The sequence below is a fragment of the Nocardia sp. NPDC051911 genome (assembly GCF_040681035.1).
GTDB lineage: Bacteria > Actinomycetota > Actinomycetes > Mycobacteriales > Mycobacteriaceae > Nocardia > Nocardia sichangensis.
Genome location: NZ_JBFAXY010000012.1, coordinates 90,957 through 109,831, shown reverse-complemented (window position 1 = coordinate 109,831; position 18,875 = coordinate 90,957). Strand labels below are relative to the sequence as shown.

The window sequence follows — 18,875 nt, the reverse complement described above, 5'->3', positions numbered from 1 at the left end:
ACACTTCGCGGTGAGATCGCAGCGTACCGAAAGTTCCAATGTCCGCAACCGACCACAATCCGTCCGGAGCAAACCGACATATGCCCACCACCGTCACCTCGCCGCAGGTAGCCGTCAACGACATCGGCTCCGCCGAGGATTTCCTCGCCGCCATCGACGCCACGATCAAGTACTTCAACGACGGCGACATCGTCGAAGGAACCATCGTCAAGGTCGATCGCGACGAGGTCCTGCTCGACATCGGTTACAAGACCGAAGGCGTCATCCCCTCTCGTGAACTCTCCATCAAGCACGACGTCGACCCCAACGAGGTCGTTTCCGTGGGTGATGAGGTCGAGGCCCTTGTTCTCACCAAGGAGGACAAGGAAGGCCGCCTGATCCTGTCGAAGAAGCGGGCGCAGTACGAGCGTGCGTGGGGCACCATCGAGGAGCTCAAGGAGAAGGACGAGGCCGTCAAGGGCACCGTCATCGAGGTCGTCAAGGGCGGCCTGATCCTCGACATCGGCCTGCGCGGCTTCCTGCCCGCGTCGCTGGTCGAGATGCGGCGCGTCCGCGATCTCCAGCCGTACGTCGGCAAGGAGATCGAGGCCAAGATCATCGAGCTGGACAAGAACCGCAACAACGTCGTGCTCTCCCGCCGCGCCTGGCTGGAGCAGACCCAGTCCGAGGTGCGCAGCGAGTTCCTGCACCAGCTGCAGAAGGGCCAGGTCCGCAAGGGTGTGGTCTCCTCGATCGTCAACTTCGGCGCCTTCGTCGACCTGGGCGGCGTGGACGGTCTGGTGCACGTCTCCGAGCTGTCCTGGAAGCACATCGACCACCCGTCCGAGGTCGTCGAGGTCGGCAACGAGGTCACCGTCGAGGTGCTCGACGTCGATCTGGACCGCGAGCGCGTCTCGCTGTCGCTCAAGGCGACCCAGGAAGACCCGTGGCGTCAGTTCGCCCGCACCCACGCGATCGGCCAGATCGTGCCGGGCAAGGTCACCAAGCTCGTTCCGTTCGGCGCGTTCGTCCGCGTCGAGGAGGGCATCGAGGGCCTGGTGCACATCTCCGAGCTGGCCGAGCGCCACGTGGAGGTGCCGGACCAGGTCGTGGCCGTCGGCGACGACGCGATGGTCAAGGTCATCGACATCGACCTGGAGCGTCGCCGGATCTCGCTGAGCCTCAAGCAGGCCAACGAGGACTACCACGCCGAGTTCGACCCGTCGAAGTACGGCATGGCCGACAGCTACGACGAGCAGGGCAACTACATCTTCCCCGAGGGCTTCGACCCCGACACCAACGAGTGGCTCGAGGGCTTCGACAAGCAGCGCGAGGAGTGGGAGGGCCGCTACGCCGAGGCGGAGCGTCGCCACAAGATGCACACCGCGCAGATGGAGAAGATGGCGGCCGACGCCGCGGCCGAGGCCGCGAACGGCGGCGGCGCGTCGAACTACTCCTCCGAGAGCGGTTCGCAGTCCTCCGCGGGCCAGGCCGAGCCCGCCGGCGGTTCGCTGGCCAGCGACGCCCAGCTGGCGGCTCTGCGTGAGAAGCTGTCCGGCAACGCCTGATCGGCAATAGGCTGAACGACTGTGCCCCAACCGGGATTCGGTTGGGGCACAGTCGTTTTTCGGTGAGTTTTTCAGTCGTTCTCGTGCCGTGAGGCTTTCGTCGTGCCGCGTTGCACTCGTGGCGCGTGAGCGGGCGGCCGTAGCGCCTCATGTGGCGCCACCATCTGGGCCGTGGTGAGCGCGACGACCTGAATCTGCTCGAGCCGCAACCCGAGCGAGGCCAGCCGGGCGATGACGCCCAGCCGATGTTCCGGCAAGCCGGGGCGAATCACCAGCGGTTCCCGCTCCGATCGACGCAGAACGTAGGCTCGACGTTCGGCGTCGAACCGCACGGGGACACCGTCCCGGATCGCCCGGTAAGCGGCCAGATCCAGTGTGTTGTGCCGGATCGGGTCGATCAGCAGCGACTCGACGAATTGCTCCGCCTGCCGCAGGAACGGCTCTTGGTCCGACGGGTCCAGATGCTCGATCCGCTGGGCCACGCGGTACCGGTAATCCTCCGCGGCGGGGCGCAGCAGGGCACGGTGCCGCTCGATCTCCGCCGCGAAGGCCACGAGCTCTTCGTGGTCCACGGTGAGACGGTCGGGCGTCGAAGCAAGGACGTCGGGCATGGTGACCCCTATCTCTCGGGTTGCGGATTACTTTGTGTGGCAACCTGATCGACGTCCGACATCCCTTATTGTGCCGGAGGGGTCCGACAGAAACCGTGCGCGGCGCCCGGCTGTTCGCCCGTAGGCCCCGGGTTGTTCGGCAGGCGACTCCAGCCTCAGTAGCCCACGGTGAAGCGGCGCTGAACGAAACGCGGCTGCTCGGCCTCGTCGATGAGGGCGACCGCCACGTCTTCGGCGGAGAGGTCTCCGCCGCCGACCAAGAGTTGATCGCCGCCGATCCGGAAGCGGCCGGTGCGCTCGCCCGGAGCGATCCGCCCCGAGGAGGGGCTCAGGTAGGTCCAATTGCGGTTGGACAGCCGATAGATGTTCAACGCGTCGCGCAATGCGCGCACCACCCGCGCGTAGTCCGCGGGAACGTCGAGCACTTCGGTGAGGGTGCGAGTGAAATCGTCTCCGGTGTCCAGTAATTGGATGCCGGGCGCGACTTCCAGGCTGCCCGCCCCGCCCACCGCGATCAGCCGGACGCGCGGCTGCCGGTCGAGCGCGGCGACCATCGCCCGTGCGCCCACCACGAAGTCGTCCGCTCTGGCGATGGTGTCGGCGATGCCGTGCCCGGCGTTCACCGCGCTCACGACGACGTCGAGCCCGGCTATGGCCTCGGCGATGCTGTCGGTATCCAGCCAGTCGGCCACCGCCCACGTCGCGCTCCCCTCGCGGGTCGGGATACGCGCCGCGTCGCGAGTGAACGCGGTGACCCGGTGCCCCCGCCGCAGCGCTTCGGTGACCACGCGCGACCCGATGACGCCGGTCGCCCCGAAAACTCCGATGTCCACGATTCTCCTTAGCAATGTTCATTTACTACACGCCGTTCAGTAACAACACCGCAGATAGTATCCAAACGCTGTAGGGTGTCAACCGTGGCCGAAATCGTGAGAAGTCGCCGGGAGCGCCTGCGCGCCCAGACGCTGGAGGACATCACGACGATCGCGATGCGGCTGCTCGCCGAGGGCGGTCCCGACGCGATCTCGCTGCGCGCCATCGCTCGCGAAATGGGCATGACGGCGGGCGCGATCTACGGCTACTTCGCCACCCGCGACGACCTGATCTCCACCCTCATCTCGGACGTCTACACCGCCTTGGTCGACCGGCTGGAAGCGGCGCGCGACGCCGTTCCGGCGGCGGATCCGGCCGGACGCATCATGGCCTGGGCCGAGGCCGTGCGCGCCTGGGCAATCGAACGGCCCGCCGAATTCCGGCTCATCTACGGCGATCCGGTGCCCGGTTATCGGCCGCCGCCGGGCGGACCCGCCGGCGCGGCCGAATTACGCGCCTGTACCGGCCTGGTCGGTCTCGCGGCCGCCGCGTGGCCACGGGCCGCGGCTACCCAGTCCGCGGGTGACTGCACGTGGTCCGACTTCGACGCGAGCTTGGTCGACCATGTCCGGTCCGACTTCCCGGATCTACCTCCCGACGCGCTCGCCCTCGCCCTGCGTCTGTGGGGCCGGATGCACGGCCCGATCGCACTGGAGGTGTACGGCCACCTGCGTCCACAGTCGCAGGACCCGGGGAAACTGTTCCGCGCCGAGATGCGCGACCTGGTTCGTTCGCTCGGATTCTAGCCCGTCGGGTTCGGCGGCGGTTCCGCAGCGGCGTCGCGGAGCTCGGACGGTCTAGCGTGCCGGTCGTGTTCCCTCGTGCGATCCCGGTTCGGCGGGGCCGTGCGCGATGTCGTGAAAGGCGTTGCGCAGCAAGGCGATGATGCGCTGCGGCGGCGCGTCGCGCAGACCATCGAGTTCGAGCAGATGACGGCCGATCACCACGCCGATGGTGAGGGCTCCCAGCAATCCGGCGCGCAGGTCCGCCTCGTCGTCGCGCAACTGCCCGGCCGCTTCCCGCTGTCGCGCGGTCATGGCCGCGCGTACCTCGTCGGCGGCGTCCGGGTGGGTGAGCATCGAGCGGATCGCCGCCAGCGTGTTGACCGGCTGGTCGGCGAGCTTGATGGCGAGCGCGTCGAGCAGGAGTTCGGCGACCTGCTCCGGCGTCCCGGTGATCGGGTGGTCGTCGGCGAAGACCGCGACCCGCGCGAACAAATTCTCTTTCGATCCGAAATAGCGCATCACCAGGCTCGGATCGGTGTCCGCCTCCGTCGCGACGGCCCGGATGGTCGTCCGGTCGTAGCCGATCTCCGCGAACAACCGGCCCGCCGCCGCCAGGATCCGTTCCTCCGTGTTGCGGCGCTGCTGGGCTCGGGTGGGAGTGGCATCCATGAATTCAGTCTACGTGCGTTGACTCAAAGGCCGCGCAGGGGTAGCTTTCGGTCTACAACTGTTGACCGAATTGGAGAGTGAGGTGGTAGCGATGTGGTCCACTGTCGCCCTGGCCCTCGGTGCCGGGATCCTGGGAGTGAACGCCGTTCCGCATTTCGTGAAAGGGATGATGGGGGAGGAGTTCCCGAACGTCACGGGTAACGCGCCCGTGCGCAACTCCGTGGCCGGATTCCTCGGACTGCTGCTGACGGCGCTGCTGGTGTACTGGGCCGACTTGGCGAGTCATCCATGGGTCGGTGCGGTGAGCATCGGCATCGGAGGCCTGAGCATGGCGGTCTTCCACGGTCTGGGTGGGGCTTACCGCCTCAATACCGCACTCGGGCTGCCGAATCCGCCTCGGCAGATGCACGCGGGTACGACTGCCTGACCCGCGTTCCGGGCTGGTGCGGCTTCGGCGAGGCATCCGATGAGGTGTCTCGCCGTCGCCGGTCCATGAATTCAGCGAGCCGGTGCCGGAGCGGTGCCGGCTTTCGCTGTGATGCCGAGTGCCGCGAGGATCGCCGCCACCGCGAGAATCGCCGAGCTGATTTCGAATGCGAGCCGGAATCCCTGGGTGAGTGCGGATTCGGTGGAGATCCCGGACTCGAGCAACGCGGTGCTGCGGCTGATCGCGACGGTGCTGAGTACGCCGAGCCCGAACGCGCCGCCGAGCTGTTGCGTCGTCGTCACCAGTCCGGAGGCCAGTCCGGTGATGTCCTCGTGGGTTTCACCGACCGCCGCGATGGTGATCGACACGAACGCCAAGCCCATTCCGAACCCGGCGGCCAGCATGCCCGGCAACAGCTCGAGATAGCCTCCCGTGGGTGACAGCCGCGACAGCGCGAGCATGCCGAGACCGCAGGCGACCATCGCGGTGGTCAGAACCCAGCGGACGCCCAAACGTGGAGTGAGGGCCGCCGAAGTCGCGAAGCCCGCGATCACCAACGCGCAGAACGGCAGCCAGGCCGCTCCGGTTCGGGCCGGGCTGTAGTGCATGACCTGCTGCAGGTGGAGGGTGAGGAAGAACAACATCGACAGGATCGCCGAGCAGAACAGGACGTTGGCCGCGTTGGCGACCGCCCGATCCCGATCGCGGAAGAACGACAAGGGAATCAGGGGGGACGCGTGGCGCCGTTCGCGGACGAGGAACGCGAGCAGCAGCGCGAGACCCGCACCCAGCCGGAACGCCGTCGCGGCGAAGGATGCTCGGCCGCTGTCGATCAGCCCGTAGTCGAACGCCGCGACCGCCGCGGTGATCAGGGCTGCGCCGAGCCCGTCGATGCGCGGCCGCACGGCCTCGCTCCGGGTTCCCGTCTCGACCAGTCGTGGAATCGCGACCAGGGCGATCAGCGCCACCGGCACATTGATGAAGAAGCACCAACGCCAGCTCGCGTACTGAGTGATGACGCCGGAAAGCACCACGCCGAGCGTGGCCGCCAAGCCGCCGAGGCCGGCCCAGATGCCCAAGGCGCGACTTCGCGCCCGTGGGTCGGTGAACAATCCCGCGACGATGCTCAGCGCGGCCGGACTGGCGAGAGCGCCGCCGATGCCCTGACCCGCCCGGCTCGCCACCACCATCAAGCCGTTCTGCGCGAGGCCGGTGGTCAGTGACGCGACCGCGAACACGGTGACGCCCACCAGGAAGACGCGCTTGCCGCCGAACAGGTCGGCGCAACGTCCGCCGAAGATCAGGAACCCGCCGAACAGCAGGAGGTAGGCGTTGACGATCCAGGTCAGGTCGCTTTCGGACATGTGCAGCGAGCGCTGGATGGTGGGCAGTGCGACGTTGACCACGGTGTCGTCGAGATTCAGCATCATCTGCACCGAGCACAACAGCGTCAACGCCAGATAGCCGGACCTCAGGCCGGGGCGCGGTGCGATCGTCGAAGTAGTCATGGTTCCTTCATTGGTGGTGTACCACTATTACCGAGCTATGGTGACATCCGATTTAATGGTGGTCAACCACTAATTAGTGTGCCGTGGGTAGGCTGTGCCGGTGAGCGAACCGCAAGAGGTGCCGAGCATGGCGGAGTTGGTCGACGTGCTGCAGCGCGCGGTCGGGCTGGTGCGTGCGCATTTCGCCGCTGCCACAGCGCGTTTGGGCGTGACCCCGGCGCAGGCGAAGGCGCTGGGGCGACTGGCTACGCCCATGACGCCGAAGGATCTCTCCCGTCAGTTGGGTGCCGACCTGTCGAATACCGCGACCATGGTGGACCGCTTGGAGGCGCTGGGCTTGGTGCGCAAGGAGGTGCACCCCACCGATCGCCGCGCGCGCCTGCTGACTCTCACCGAGCGGGGAGAGGACCTCCGGAGAACTCTCGATCGAGAGGTGTTCGACAACGTGCCCGCACTGGCCGTGCTCGACGAACCGGAGCGCAGGCAACTGTACGGGCTGCTGCGCCGCGTGACGTCGGGCTGAGCGCCGCGAGAGACCCGGTAGCCCGGCTCGCTGCGGATGGTTTGCCAGGAGACGCACCACATCGAGAATCCGAAAGGCGTCGGCCGCTGGTGAAAGGCGATATCCCGCTGGCGATAATGCCGGGAATTCGGTCGTCGGCGCTTATGGGACCGTTCGGTGGGTCGAGTTGCGCGAGAAGCCGTGGAAACGGCGGCGGTTTCGGAGATGTTTTTCTCTCGTCCCGGTGACGGTCACGAATCGAAACCGAGTGCATGCCGTGTCGTCGCACGGCTTCGTCACCGAATCGGAGGAGAACTTTCGTAATTATTTACGATGTCACCCGGGCATCCGGGCCGCTCGGAGTTCGCGCTCGGGGAAGCACGGCTTATTCGGGGACGGTCGGCGCGGAGTTCCGCCGGAAGCGAGTTCACTGTCGCGGCCCGCCATCGATCTTGCATCTGTACTTACATTCTGTCCGGCCGATGTCGCGCACCGGGAACCGCGCTCACCGTTGGCACGCAAAACAGTGGCCCAGCCTTGGCGAGAGGCTGGGCCACTTCGAGCTCGGGTTCAGCTTGCGGTAGCAGGTACCCACCGGACCGCGGGTGCGGCCGGACGGTTCCGCATGGCAGCGAAACTGTGCCGCGCGGGACTGATGAACGCGGTGAACCAAGAGCGACGGTGCTCGGCGAGCGCCGCCGCGACAGCGGGGATCTGAATGCAGTGCACTCGCCCCGCCATGCCCAGGCGGTGGCGACCCGCCCGGTTGATTCTGGTGCCCAATGGTGTTCCTTTGCTTCGCTGGTGTCGGCCTGGATCGCCACGGCGAAGATTAGCGGAACGAAACTGATCGGCAGAGTATTTTGCCCGAGTAATTGCCTCGGCGTGTCGGAAAGTCGTCGCGGCCGAACCGTAAACATCCGGAATTGTTGCGAATCGGTCTCGGCGCTGTCACGGATCGGGCAAATGGCTTCCCGGGCGGTGGAATACGCGACCGCATCGGGTAATCGGCCGGATCGCCCGTCGACGGGCCGGGCCTACGAGGCGGACCGTCGCCGACGCGTTCGGGGCAGCACAGGCCCCTGCCAGGCCCGGATGCGAGACTGGTCGAATGTTACGAATCGGCCTCACCGGAGGCATGGGAGCGGGGAAGTCGACGGTGGCTCGCGCACTGGCCGACCTCGGCGCGGTGGTCATCGATTCCGACCTCATCGCCAGGGAGGTGGTCGAGCCGGGCACCGAGGGACTCGCCGCGCTGGTGGAGGCGTTCGGCGCAGGCATCCTCGCCGCGGACGGCAGTCTCGACCGGCCCGCCCTGGCCGCCGCGGCCTTCGGTGACGACGCGGCGCGCGCGAGACTGAATTCGATCGTGCACCCGCTCGTCGGAAAACGTACCGCGGAATTGATCGCGGCCGCACCCGCGGACGCCGTTGTGGTGCAGGATATTCCGCTTCTGGTGGAAAACGGCCTGGCGCCGTTGATGAATCTCGTGCTCATCGTCGACGTCGACGCGGAAACGCGAATTCGCCGTTTGGTGGAATTCCGTGGTGTCGCCGAATCCGATGCGCGTGCGCGTATTTCGGCGCAGGCCACCGACGAGCAGCGCCGAGCCGTTGCCGATGTATTGCTGGACAACAGTGGCGCGCCGGGTGAGGTCGAGGCGGAGGTACGCGCGCTGTGGGCGGAGCGCCTGGTGCCCTTCGAGCGCAACCTGCGCGCCGGGACGCCCGCGCGACGCGGTGACATCCGGCTGGTGCCCGCCGATCCGGCCTGGCCCGCGCAGGCGCAGCGGCTGATCGCAAGGCTGTGGGTGGCCTGCGGCAGCGCCGCCTCCCGGATCGACCACGTCGGTTCCACGTCCGTGCCGGGCCTGCCCGCCAAGGACGTCATCGATCTGCAGATCACGGTCGCCGACCTGGCCGCCGCCGACGGCCTGCGCGATGCCATCGCCGCCGCGGGATTCCCGGCGCGGCCGGAGAGTACCCAGGACAATCCCAAGCCGACGCCGCAGGACCCGGCGGGCGTGGACACCGCGCTGTGGAGCAAGCGCTTCCACCAGAGCGCCGACCCCGGCCGGCTGGCCAACGTGCACGTGCGCGTCGAGGGTTCGCCGGGGCAGCAGTACGCGCTGCTGCTGCGGGATTGGCTGCGTGCCGACGCCGGGGCTCGCGCGGAGTATCTCGCCGTCAAGCGTGAGGGTGAAGCCAAGGCGGCAGGGCTGACGGGAGCGGAGGCCACCGCCGCCTACCTCGACGTCAAAGAGCCCTGGTTCGACGCCGCGTATCCGCGCGCGCTCGCTTGGCGGGAGTCGTCGGCGCCTTAGCCGCTCCGGCCCCGGCCGTCCGCCGCGCCGATCAGGTCGGGTGTGCGCAGGTCCGGGACTACAGCCAGGTCAAGGTGATGTCCATGGTCTCCAGCCAGCCCTCGAAGGTGTGACCGTTCGCGGCGATGCCGTCGATGGCGGCGGTGGCGTGCTGCACCGCCGCCTCGGCGTCGGCGAGGCTGATCAGGCCCGCGGCGTGCGCGGCGATCAGCTCGTCGACGTCGAGCAGCTGCGTCTCGCGTGCGGAGCGCACGACGATGTCGAGGTAGTGATCGACGGACTTCCACTTCTTCGGGGCGACCGGCGTGAATTCACCGATGTCGAGGTAATAGTCCTGGTCGCGCCGATGCGCGGGCAGGTAGTGGAAGATGGTCGCGCGCAGGTGCAGCTTCGGCAGCAACCAGGACTCGATGTAGTGGAACTGCGGGTGATCCGAGGTGCGCGCCATGTACAGGCCCCACGGCTCGACGTGGTACTTCTCGACCGGGCGCACGAAGCCTTTCGGATCCGTGTTCGTCAGGTCCGCGAGGTTGAAGTACTCGACTTTGGGCCGGTGCACGTCGACGATGGGTGCCTGCGTCATGCATCAAGAATCTACCGCCGTTCCCGGCGCGTCGAGCCGGAGGCAGTAATCCGCGGGCTACATCCAGGTGAGGGTGATGCCGTGGGTGGCGAGCCAGCCCTCCACGCGGTGATCGTGCGCGGCCAGCCCGTCCAGCACGGCCGTGGCCCGCTCGAACGCCCGGTGCGCCTGCGCCGTCTCGACCAGTCCCGCGGCATGCGCGGCGAGCAGTTCGTCGACGCCGAGCAGTTCGGCGGTGCCGCCGCGGCGCACGGCGATGGACAAGTACTGGTCCACCGCCTTCCAGCGTTTCTGGCCGACCCGGCTGAACTCGCCGACGTCGAGGCGGTAGACCGGTTCCCGGTGGTGCGCCGGGTTGGTCCGCGCCAGCGTCGCGCGCAACGAGAGTCCCGGCAGCAACCAGGATTCGAGGTAGTGCGAATCCGGTCCGCCGACCCGGCGGGCCATGTACAGGCCCCACGGCTCGACGTGGAAGCGGTCGACCGGGCGGACGAAACCCTTGGCGTCGGTGTTGCTGAGTTCGGCCAGATTGAAGAACTCCACCCGCGGCCGGTGCGGCGCCGGTCTGACGGGAGCGATCGGCCCTGGTGGAGCGGCCATGACGGCGCCGGCGACGGAGGGAACCACCGCGCGGATGTCTCTGGCGACGTACCCGGCGATGCCGGTCACAGCCGGCACGGCGACGAGCAATGGAATCAGACCGCTCATGGCTTTTGTCCTTCACCACGTCCGAACAACCAGATCAGGTTACACCTGGGTCGGGGTGCTCGCGCGGTTCGCGATAAGGTGTTCTTCCACACGAAACCTGTTGCCGCAACGGACATTTCGGACATGTAACCGTTCGCGCCGAGCGCGGGTACGTGGGCTGTGAGGATGCGGTCGAGCGCAGGCCGCACGGCGAACTCCGTGCCGCCGAGGATGATAGGAGCGGGCTCGCACCGCTTCATCGAAAGTCGTTGAAATCGTTCGCTTTCGGTGTACCCACCGCGCGGTGTCGCTTATCCCCTTCTTCTCGATGGCCGACAGGCGGCTCGATCGCGTCCGCGCGTATCGGTGGCACGCGAACTCGGGAACTTTCGGCGAACGACCGGCCGGCGACCGCTTTCGGTGTGATCGGTTTCACAGCGCCGAAGCGCGGGGCATCACCCGGCTCGTGACCGGCCGTTGTCCACGGGAACCTGTCGGTGGGTGGGCCTAGGCTGGTGAGCATGGCATTCGCAACCGAGATTCCGGCGGAGGGCTTCGAGGACAGGGCCGCCGAGCAGCCGCTCGCGCACTCGGAGTTCCGCCCGGTCGGCGAGATCGAGCGCGTCGGCGGCCGGTTCGAGGTGGTCAGCGAGCACCAGCCCGCGGGCGACCAGCCTGCCGCGATCGCCGAACTGGAGCGCAGGATCACCGCGGGGGAACGCGACGTGGTGCTGCTCGGCGCCACCGGTACCGGCAAGTCGGCCACGACGGCCTGGCTGATCGAGCGGTTGCAGCGGCCGACGCTGGTGATGGCGCCGAACAAGACGCTCGCCGCCCAGCTGGCCAACGAACTGCGCGAGATGCTGCCGAACAACGCCGTCGAGTACTTCGTCTCCTACTACGACTACTACCAACCCGAGGCGTACATCGCGCAGACCGACACCTACATCGAGAAGGACAGCTCGATCAACGACGACGTCGAGCGGCTGCGCCATTCGGCGACCTCGAGCCTGCTGTCCCGGCGCGATGTGGTGGTGGTCGCCTCGGTGTCGTGCATCTACGGCCTCGGCACGCCCCAGTCGTATCTCGACCGGTCGGTGCAGCTGCAGGTCGGCACCGAGATCGATCGGGACGCGCTGCTGCGGCTGCTGGTCGACGTGCAGTACACCCGCAACGACATGGCGTTCACCCGCGGCTCGTTCCGGGTGCGCGGCGACACCGTGGAGATCATCCCGTCCTACGAGGAACTCGCCGTTCGCATCGAGTTCTTCGGCGACGAGATCGAGGCGCTGTACTACCTGCACCCGCTCACCGGCGACGTCGTCCGTCAGGTCGACATGCTGCGGATCTTCCCCGCCACCCACTATGTGGCGGGCCCGGAGCGGATGGAGCGCGCGGTGCACGACATCGAGGCCGAGCTGGAGGACCGGCTCGCCGAGCTGGAACGTCAGGGCAAGCTGCTCGAGGCGCAACGGCTGCGCATGCGCACCCAATACGACCTGGAGATGATCCGGCAGGTCGGCTTCTGCTCCGGCATCGAGAACTACTCCCGCCACATCGACGGCCGCCCGGCCGGTTCGGCGCCCGCGACGCTGCTGGATTACTTCCCGGAGGACTTCCTGCTCGTCATCGACGAGTCGCACAACACCGTCCCGCAGATCGGCGGTATGTACGAGGGCGACATGTCCCGCAAGCGCAACCTGGTGGAGTACGGCTTCCGGTTGCCGTCCGCGGTGGACAACCGGCCGCTGACCTGGGAGGAATTCGCCGATCGGATCGGGCAGACGGTGTATCTGTCGGCGACTCCCGGTCCGTACGAACTCGGGCAGACCGGTGGCGAGGTGGTCGAGCAGGTCATCCGGCCGACCGGCCTGGTCGATCCGCAGGTCGTGGTGAAGCCGACGAAGGGGCAGATCGACGATCTGATCCACGAGATCAGGCAGCGCACCGAGCGTGACGAACGGGTCCTGGTCACCACGCTCACGAAGAAGATGGCCGAGGACCTCACCGACTACCTGCTCGGGCTGGGGGTCCGGGTGCGCTATCTGCACTCCGAGATCGACACCTTGCGCCGCGTCGAGCTGCTGCGGCAGCTGCGGCTCGGCGAATACGACGTGCTGGTGGGCATCAACCTGCTGCGCGAGGGCCTCGACCTGCCCGAGGTGTCGCTGGTGGCGATCCTCGACGCGGACAAGGAAGGATTTCTCCGCAGCACGACCGCGCTGATCCAGACGATCGGGCGCGCGGCGCGCAACGTCTCCGGCGAAGTGCACATGTACGCGGACAAGATCACCGACTCGATGCAGTTCGCCATCGACGAGACCGAACGCCGCCGCGCGAAACAGATCGCCTACAACGAGGAAATGGGCATCGATCCGAAGCCGCTGCGCAAGAAGATCGCCGACATCCTCGATCAGGTGTACCGCGAGGCCGACGAGACCGAGGTGGAGGTCGGCGGCTCCGGACGCAACGCCAGCCGGGGCAGACGCGCGCAAGGCGAGCCGGGGCGGGCGGTGAGCGCGGGTGTGTACGAGGGCCGCGACGTCAAGTCGATGCCGCGCGCCGAACTGGCCGATCTCGTGAAGGAACTCACCGCACAGATGATGAACGCGGCTCGGGAGTTGCAGTTCGAACTCGCCGGGCGGTTACGCGACGAGATCGCGGATCTGAAGAAGGAATTGCGCGGCATGGACGCCGCCGGGTTGAGTTGATCCGGGGCGCAGCGGCGCTGCCTCCGCGGTCCGTTCCCGGAACGACCGCGGAGGCAGCCGAGCCGTCAGGCCTGGGTGGCCATCCATTCGTTCACCCGGCGCTCGGCCTCTTCGCGCGAGACGTCCTCGACCTTGGTGAGCACCACCCAGCGGTGCCCGAAGGGATCGATCACCACGCCGAACCGGTCGCCGGTCACGAAGGTCTGCGGCTCCTCGACCTTGCGGGCGCCGTGTTCGACGGCGCGCCGCACTACGGCGTCGACATCGGGGCAGTAGTGCACGATCGAGGTGTGCACCCACTCGCCGTTCGGCGCCAGCACGCCGTTGTCCGGGATGGGCAGCCCCATCTGCAGGGTCGAGTCGCCGATCTTCAGTTCGGCGTGCGCGGGCTGCCCGTCGGGCATGTCGTTGCGAGTGACGACCTCGGCCTCGAAGACGGCGGTGTAGAAATCGATCGCTTTGTTGCCGTCGCCGACCGCGAGGAAACAGGTGATCGAGTGGTAGCCATCGGCAATGGGATTCACTGTGTTCGTCATGACCACTACTTTCGCCGGTCCGGGCCCCCGGGTCTTGTAAGAAAGCGACACCGTGCCGCGTAGCGCCGAATCATCCGCCGCCGAGCCGCCGCAGCCCCGCAATCCCTTCGCGCCCGAGGACACGAAGGGCATTCTGCATCCGGACGAGCAGGCGAAGCATCGCTCGCTGGTTCGCTTGCCGCCGGGTCCCGCGGTCGACCGCTACATCGAGTGGTACTGGGCGGTGAGCTGGGATCTGCGGGGCAGGCCGCCGTACCGGGCGGAGGTCCTGTCCTATCCGAGCGTGAACGTCACCTTCGAGCGATCCGAAACGCGCACCGGCGGATTCGTCAACGGCGTGACCACCACGAAATTCATCCGCGAACTCAGCGGGCTCGGGGAGACGTTCGGCATCCGCTTCCGTGCGGGCGGATTCGGCGCGTTCACCGGCCTGGATGTCGGCTCGTTCCGCGATCGCGCCGTGCCACTCGCCGACGTGCTGCCCGACGCCGCGAACTTGACCGAACGCGTGCTGGACGCGCCGACTGTCGAGCGGCGTCGCCACATCGTCGAGGAATACCTCGCCGACCACCCCGCGGTCGAGGACCCGACCTATCGGTCGGTGCTGCGCATCATCGACGCCATGGCCACCGACCAGGAGCTCACCAGGGTCGATCAGATCGCCGAGCGGTTCGATGTGCCCGCCCGCACGCTGCAGCGCATGTTCCGCCGCTACGTCGGCGCGGGGCCGAAATGGGTGCTGCGGCGCTATCGATTGCAGGACGGCGCCGATCTGCTCGCGAAAGGCCGTACCGAGGATCTCGCCGCGTTGGCCGCGGAACTGGGCTATTTCGACCAGGCCCATTTCTCGCGTGAGTTCACCGCGGAAGTGGGTATGGCACCCCTGGAATACGCCAAGAATTCCCTACGTCTCCGGAACGAGGTCACCGCCAAGGTCATCCCGGCGAGGGCTTAGTTGCCGGACAGCCGACGAGGAGCTGGACATGGATGTCGTGGTGTTGATCGGACGAGTGTTGTTCGCGCTGCTGTTCCTGGCCTCCGCCCTCGGGCATTTCACTCAGACCGAGGCGATGGCGGGGTACGCGCGGAGTAAGGGCGTCCCGATGGCGAAGGCCGCAGTGTTCGGCTCGGGGGCGCTGTTCCTGCTGGGCGGCCTCAGCGTGCTGTTGGGCATCTGGGCCGACCTCGGTTCGCTGCTGTTGGTAGTCGCGCTGCTGCCGACGGCGGCCGTGATGCACCGGTTCTGGCAGGAGTCCGATCCGCAGACCAGACAGGGCGAGATGATCCATTTCAACAAGGACGTCGCCCTGGCGGGCGCCGCCCTGATGCTGTTCGCGTTCTTCGCGCACGTCGACGAACTCGGATTGACCATCACCGGTCCGCTTTTCGACCTCTAGTCCGCGCTCCGCGCGCTAATATTGCGCGTCCTTTTCACCGCAGGAAGAAGAAGCCATGGACATCATCGGAGCGATTCTCGGCATATTCTGGGCAAACTATCGGCAGTGGCCGTAGCCGCACGGTAGTCCGGGCCCGATCGGTCCGTTCCCGGCACGTGATCAACGTGCGGGGCGGACCGATCTTCGTGTGACGGACCTGGCTCTGTGATGAATATCCCAGGCCCGCAACGGCGTTGAAGGCCGTTGTGGCACATCACAAGTTTAGTTCTCCGAAATTGCGTCTGCCCTGGTTGGTCCGGCCCTTCCGGTATTCCCTGGCGAATACGCGGCGGGAATGGCCGGACGGCCCCGGTGTGATGTCTTGCGATTTCTGAAATTTCCGCACCGATTGCCGCTATGGTCGACCCCAGTCGCCGCGCCGGCGCGCCGTCGAACCAGAGGCGAACCCGTGCGCAGCACCCGACACACCGCATAGTTGGAGGAGAAATGACCGCCTACCGGACCATTGTCGTCGGTACCGATGGCTCGGACTCGTCGTATGTCGCCGTCGAGAAGGCAGGGGCGCTGGCCGGTGTGTCCGGCGCGACCCTGGTCGTGGCCTGCGCGTACTACCCGACCGACGACCGCGATGTCGCCGCCGCGGCCGACGTGCTCAAGGAGGAGGCTTACCAGGTACGCGGTTCCGCGCCGACCAATGAGATCCTGCGCGTCGCCAGGGACAAGGCGATCGCGGCGGGTGCGGCCGACATCGTCGAGCGCGCCATCGTCGGCGAGCCGGTGGAATCGCTGCTGGCGCTGGTCAAGGAGGTCGACGCCGATCTGCTGGTCGTCGGTAACCGGGGCCTGAACACCTTGGCCGGACGGCTGCTCGGCTCGGTGCCCTCCGATGTGGCGCGCAAATCGCGCTCCGACGTCCTGATCGTGCACACCGTGCGCTGAGTCCCGCCTCGGCCGAAAGGCTCCGTGCCCACCGCGAACAGCGTTGTGGCACGGAGCCTTTCGTCTTCCGGTGCGTCGGTGATCAGCGCAGCCGGTCGAGCACGGCGGGCAGGTCCGCGCTGTGCACCACGCCGAGCCGCTGGGTGGCGCGGGTCAGCGCGACGTACAGATCGTTGAGGCCACGCGGCGATTCGTCGAGGATGTCCCGCGGTTCGACCAGATAGACCGCGTCGAACTCCAAACCCTTCACCTCGTGCACGGTCAGCACGCGCACCGATTCGCCCGCGAGGTCGGCCAGCGGTGCCACCAGCGCCTGCGGCGCGATCACCGCCGTGGTCCCCGGCCCCGTCTCGGTGGCGACCAGCCGGGCGACCTCCGCGTGCACGTCGCCGGGCTCGACCCGGTACGCGCGCGGCGCGACGCCGGTCGCGCGGACCGAGCGCGGCGCGGTCGCCGTCGGATCGATGGCGGCGAGGACGTCGGCGGCTACGTCCATGATCTCCGCGGGGGTGCGGTAGTTGACGGTGAGTTCGGTCAGCTTCCACCGGGCCGCGACGTAGGGCTCCAGCATCCGCTGCCACGACGACGTGCCCGCCGGGTCGCCGGTCTGCGCGACGTCGCCGACCACCGTCACCCACCGGTTCGGGATGCGCCGCATCACCATGCGCCAGGCCATCTCCGACAGCTCCTGCGCCTCGTCCACGATCACGTGGCCGTAGGTCCAGGTGCGGTCGCCCGCAGCGCGCTCCGCGGTCGTCTGGCGGGTGCGGAAGTCCTGGCGTTCGGCCAGCTGGCCGGCATCGATCAGGTCGTAGGCCATCAGAATCTCGGGATCGAGGTCGTCCTCCAGATCCTGGGGCGCGGAGCCGGTGAGGATGTCGAGGGCGTCCTGCGCCTCGGCGAGCTGGGCGCGCCAGCGGCGGCGGGCGCGTTCGCGTTCCTCGGTGTCGTCCACGCCGAGCAGTTCGGCCAGCTCGTCCAGCAGCGGTGCGTCCGCCGGACTGAACCGCCCGTCGTCCGGCCGGAGCAGTTCGGCGCGGTCGGCCGGGTCCAGCGAGCTGGCGGCCCGGTCCAGTCGCTTCGGGTCGGCGAGCAGGTCGGCCAGGACATCCTGCGGGGACAGGATCGGCCACAGTTTCGCGATCGCCGCCTGGATCTGCGGGTCGGCGCGCATCTCGTCGCGGATCTCGGTGAGATCGGCCGAGCTGAGCAGACTGGGCCCACCGGAGAGGTCGGCGCCCATGGTCGCGGCGAGCTGATCGGTCAGCGCATCGACCACCGAGGCGGCGAAGATCGGCCGCGCCAGGTTGTGCGGGCGGCGCGAGGAACGGGCGCGGCCACGGGCCTTCGTGGCGATCTTGCGATCCAGCGTGACCGGATAGCCGTCGAAGCCCAACCGGATCGGTTCGGCGGGCACCTCCTGGCGGTCGCGCACGGCCTGCTTGAGCACCTCGAGTATCGTCAGCGACCCCTTGATCTCGCCCGCGCGCAACGAGTCCTCGCGCGCGGCCCGGACGCCGGGGTACAGATCGCCGATGGTGGACAGCAGCACGCCGGTTTCGCCGAGCGACGGCAGCACCTGGCCGATGTAGTCGAGGAAGGTGGCGTTCGGCCCGATGATCAGCACGCCGCTCTTGGCCAGCTGCTGCCGATAGGTGTAGAGCAGATACGCCGCCCGGTGCAGCGCGACCGCGGTCTTGCCGGTGCCGGGCCCGCCCTGCACCACGAGCACGCTCTTGTGCTCGGAGCGGATGATCGCGTCCTGCTCGTGCTGGATGGTCTCGACGATGTCGTTCATGTGGCCGGTGCGCGCGGCGTTGAGCGCGGACAGCAGCGCGCTCTCGCTGCCGACACCGCCGTCCGCGGCCGTGACACCGGCCCGGCGCGCGGCGGTCAGATCGAGGTACTCGTCGTTGATCGCGGTGACCTTGCGGTTGCGCGAGCGGATGTGCCTGCGCCGGGTCACCCCGTCCGGCGCCGCGGTGGTGGCCAGGTAGAACGGCCGCGCCAGCGGGGCGCGCCAGTCCAGCAGCAGGCTCTCGTAGTCGTCCTTCTCGTCGAGAATGCCGAGCCTGCCGATGTAGCGGTACTCCTCCTGTTCACCGTCGAGGTCGATGCGGCCGAAACACAGGCCGTGCTCGGCGGCGTCGTATTTCGCCAGGTCCTCGGTGTAGAGCTGACTGAAGGACTCCCGTTCGCTGCGGGCCTGCGGCGTGCCGCCGGTCTCCAGCAGCACGGTGCGCAGGCGATTGCGCGCGTAGTCGCGCATCTCGTCGAGCCGCTCGTACAGCACCGACAGGTAGGCCTGCTCCTGATCGGTTTCGCGGGTCCGCTCGGGCGCGCCGCCGCCTGCGGCACGGTCCTGAGTGAGGTCGGGCAAACTGAACTCCTTGTCACCGCGAACAGGCGCGCGCACGCCGCCGGGATCGGGCAGGTGCACGCACGGAAAACAGAGTTGTCGAGTCTACTGGGGTTGCGGCGGGCTCGCCGTAACCGCAGGTGAGGCCCCCGGCGCCGGGGCGGGGGCGAGGTCGGCGGGCGGTGTGAGCTGCACCGGCGTGAAGTGCTCGACCACCGGGAACGGGTCGTAGAAGTGGTGTAGCAGGTCCTTCCAGCGCTGATATTCCGGCGAGCCGCGGAATCCGACGACGTGATCGTCGAGCCGGTCCCATTCCACCCGGAGCAGGTAGCTGCCCGGCGACTCGAGACCGCGCGACAGCGACAGCGCCCGGAAGCCGGGCATGCTCGCGATGATCGGCCGTGCCGCGGCGAAGGCGGCTTCGAAATCGGCGGCGAGTTCGGGGCGAACCGGCAGAAGTGCGTGTTCGATGATCATG

General features: G+C 67.8%; 17 protein-coding genes and 1 pseudogene. 9 read left to right on the top strand and 9 right to left on the bottom strand.

The window, feature by feature from the left end; genetic code table 11:
- Positions 1-80: 80 nt before the first annotated feature.
- Positions 81-1,547 (top strand): 30S ribosomal protein S1, encoded by a 1,467-nt coding sequence (gene rpsA, locus AB0L97_RS17255; RefSeq protein WP_039797295.1) that lies wholly within the window; start codon positions 81-83, stop codon positions 1,545-1,547.
- Positions 1,548-1,618: 71 nt separating this feature from the next.
- Here rpsA and AB0L97_RS17250 read toward each other — a convergent pair whose 3' ends face one another.
- Both AB0L97_RS17250 and AB0L97_RS17245 read right to left on the bottom strand, forming a co-directional pair.
- Positions 1,619-2,158 carry a hypothetical protein gene (locus AB0L97_RS17250; protein WP_355078226.1) on the bottom strand — a complete coding sequence of 180 codons (540 nt, stop codon included), beginning with the start codon at positions 2,156-2,158 and terminating at the stop codon, positions 1,619-1,621.
- 155 nt (positions 2,159-2,313) lie between these two features.
- A complete protein-coding gene (locus AB0L97_RS17245) occupies positions 2,314-2,991 on the bottom strand; it encodes an NAD(P)H-binding protein (protein ID WP_355078225.1) in 678 nt (225 codons plus the stop codon).
- Positions 2,992-3,075: 84 nt separating this feature from the next.
- On the opposite strand from AB0L97_RS17245, the gene AB0L97_RS17240 reads away from it, so the two are divergent.
- Positions 3,076-3,777, top strand: a complete 702-nt coding sequence (locus AB0L97_RS17240) for a TetR/AcrR family transcriptional regulator (protein WP_356967854.1) — start codon at positions 3,076-3,078, stop codon at positions 3,775-3,777.
- Positions 3,778-3,828: 51 nt separating this feature from the next.
- On the opposite strand, the gene AB0L97_RS17235 is transcribed toward AB0L97_RS17240, so the two are convergent.
- Positions 3,829-4,425: a TetR family transcriptional regulator gene (locus AB0L97_RS17235; protein WP_364430374.1), complete on the bottom strand. Its 597-nt coding sequence runs from the start codon at positions 4,423-4,425 to the stop codon at positions 3,829-3,831.
- Positions 4,426-4,516: 91 nt separating this feature from the next.
- On the opposite strand from AB0L97_RS17235, the gene AB0L97_RS17230 reads away from it, so the two are divergent.
- Positions 4,517-4,852: a hypothetical protein gene (locus AB0L97_RS17230; protein WP_355078222.1), complete on the top strand. Its 336-nt coding sequence runs from the start codon at positions 4,517-4,519 to the stop codon at positions 4,850-4,852.
- Positions 4,853-4,923: 71 nt separating this feature from the next.
- Here AB0L97_RS17230 and AB0L97_RS17225 read toward each other — a convergent pair whose 3' ends face one another.
- The gene (locus tag AB0L97_RS17225; RefSeq protein ID WP_364430369.1) at positions 4,924-6,360 is read right to left on the bottom strand and encodes an MFS transporter; all 1,437 of its coding nucleotides are present in this window, start codon (positions 6,358-6,360) and stop codon (positions 4,924-4,926) included.
- 100 nt (positions 6,361-6,460) lie between these two features.
- Here AB0L97_RS17225 and AB0L97_RS17220 point away from each other — a divergent pair, with 100 nt between their 5' ends.
- Together AB0L97_RS17220 and coaE are read left to right on the top strand one after the other, a co-directional pair.
- Entirely contained in the window at positions 6,461-6,883 is a 423-nt protein-coding gene (locus tag AB0L97_RS17220) for a MarR family transcriptional regulator (RefSeq protein ID WP_355078220.1), read from the top strand.
- Between the two features lie 1,090 nt (positions 6,884-7,973).
- Positions 7,974-9,185 (top strand): dephospho-CoA kinase, encoded by a 1,212-nt coding sequence (gene coaE, locus AB0L97_RS17215; RefSeq protein ID WP_364430365.1) that lies wholly within the window; start codon positions 7,974-7,976, stop codon positions 9,183-9,185.
- A gap of 58 nt (positions 9,186-9,243) precedes the next feature.
- On the opposite strand, the gene AB0L97_RS17210 is transcribed toward coaE, so the two are convergent.
- Together AB0L97_RS17210 and AB0L97_RS17205 are read right to left on the bottom strand one after the other, a co-directional pair.
- Entirely contained in the window at positions 9,244-9,768 is a 525-nt protein-coding gene (locus tag AB0L97_RS17210; RefSeq protein WP_355078218.1) for a DUF402 domain-containing protein, read from the bottom strand.
- Positions 9,769-9,825: 57 nt separating this feature from the next.
- The gene (locus AB0L97_RS17205; protein ID WP_356967866.1) at positions 9,826-10,476 is read right to left on the bottom strand and encodes a hypothetical protein; all 651 of its coding nucleotides are present in this window, start codon (positions 10,474-10,476) and stop codon (positions 9,826-9,828) included.
- A 500-nt stretch (positions 10,477-10,976) separates the two neighbouring features.
- Between AB0L97_RS17205 and uvrB the strand changes: the two genes are divergently transcribed.
- On the top strand, positions 10,977-13,166 hold the full coding sequence (gene uvrB, locus AB0L97_RS17200; RefSeq protein WP_356967868.1) for an excinuclease ABC subunit UvrB: 2,190 nt from the start codon (positions 10,977-10,979) through the stop codon (positions 13,164-13,166).
- 65 nt (positions 13,167-13,231) lie between these two features.
- On the opposite strand, the gene AB0L97_RS17195 is transcribed toward uvrB, so the two are convergent.
- Positions 13,232-13,702: a VOC family protein gene (locus tag AB0L97_RS17195; RefSeq protein ID WP_355078215.1), complete on the bottom strand. Its 471-nt coding sequence runs from the start codon at positions 13,700-13,702 to the stop codon at positions 13,232-13,234.
- Between the two features lie 52 nt (positions 13,703-13,754).
- Between AB0L97_RS17195 and AB0L97_RS17190 the strand changes: the two genes are divergently transcribed.
- The 3 genes from AB0L97_RS17190 to AB0L97_RS17180 all read left to right on the top strand — a co-directional run bounded on the left by AB0L97_RS17190 (position 13,755) and on the right by AB0L97_RS17180 (position 16,038).
- Positions 13,755-14,657 carry a helix-turn-helix domain-containing protein gene (locus AB0L97_RS17190; RefSeq protein WP_355078214.1) on the top strand — a complete coding sequence of 301 codons (903 nt, stop codon included), beginning with the start codon at positions 13,755-13,757 and terminating at the stop codon, positions 14,655-14,657.
- A gap of 28 nt (positions 14,658-14,685) precedes the next feature.
- Complete coding sequence (locus tag AB0L97_RS17185) at positions 14,686-15,099, top strand: DoxX family membrane protein (RefSeq protein WP_355078213.1); 414 nt, start codon at positions 14,686-14,688, stop codon at positions 15,097-15,099.
- 486 nt (positions 15,100-15,585) lie between these two features.
- Entirely contained in the window at positions 15,586-16,038 is a 453-nt protein-coding gene (locus AB0L97_RS17180; RefSeq protein WP_355078212.1) for a universal stress protein, read from the top strand.
- A gap of 82 nt (positions 16,039-16,120) precedes the next feature.
- On the opposite strand, the gene AB0L97_RS17175 is transcribed toward AB0L97_RS17180, so the two are convergent.
- Positions 16,121-18,331 (bottom strand): ATP-binding domain-containing protein, encoded by a 2,211-nt coding sequence (locus AB0L97_RS17175; protein ID WP_364430633.1) that lies wholly within the window; start codon positions 18,329-18,331, stop codon positions 16,121-16,123.
- 258 nt (positions 18,332-18,589) lie between these two features.
- A pseudogene (locus tag AB0L97_RS17170) lies at positions 18,590-18,874 on the bottom strand (antibiotic biosynthesis monooxygenase); the annotation flags it as partial.
- Position 18,875: the final 1 nt, after the last annotated feature.

Coding starts and splice junctions, on each gene's coding strand:
- rpsA (WP_039797295.1), top strand. CDS start 81: ATGCCCACCACCGTCACCTCGCCGCAGGTAGCCGTCAACGACATCGGC.
- AB0L97_RS17180 (WP_355078212.1), top strand. CDS start 15,586: ATGACCGCCTACCGGACCATTGTCGTCGGTACCGATGGCTCGGACTCG.
- AB0L97_RS17225 (WP_364430369.1), bottom strand. CDS start 6,360: ATGACTACTTCGACGATCGCACCGCGCCCCGGCCTGAGGTCCGGCTAT.
- AB0L97_RS17195 (WP_355078215.1), bottom strand. CDS start 13,702: ATGACGAACACAGTGAATCCCATTGCCGATGGCTACCACTCGATCACC.
- coaE (WP_364430365.1), top strand. CDS start 7,974: ATGTTACGAATCGGCCTCACCGGAGGCATGGGAGCGGGGAAGTCGACG.
- AB0L97_RS17235 (WP_364430374.1), bottom strand. CDS start 4,425: ATGGATGCCACTCCCACCCGAGCCCAGCAGCGCCGCAACACGGAGGAA.
- AB0L97_RS17230 (WP_355078222.1), top strand. CDS start 4,517: ATGTGGTCCACTGTCGCCCTGGCCCTCGGTGCCGGGATCCTGGGAGTG.
- AB0L97_RS17205 (WP_356967866.1), bottom strand. CDS start 10,476: ATGAGCGGTCTGATTCCATTGCTCGTCGCCGTGCCGGCTGTGACCGGC.
- AB0L97_RS17210 (WP_355078218.1), bottom strand. CDS start 9,768: ATGACGCAGGCACCCATCGTCGACGTGCACCGGCCCAAAGTCGAGTAC.
- AB0L97_RS17185 (WP_355078213.1), top strand. CDS start 14,686: ATGGATGTCGTGGTGTTGATCGGACGAGTGTTGTTCGCGCTGCTGTTC.
- uvrB (WP_356967868.1), top strand. CDS start 10,977: ATGGCATTCGCAACCGAGATTCCGGCGGAGGGCTTCGAGGACAGGGCC.
- AB0L97_RS17250 (WP_355078226.1), bottom strand. CDS start 2,158: ATGCCCGACGTCCTTGCTTCGACGCCCGACCGTCTCACCGTGGACCAC.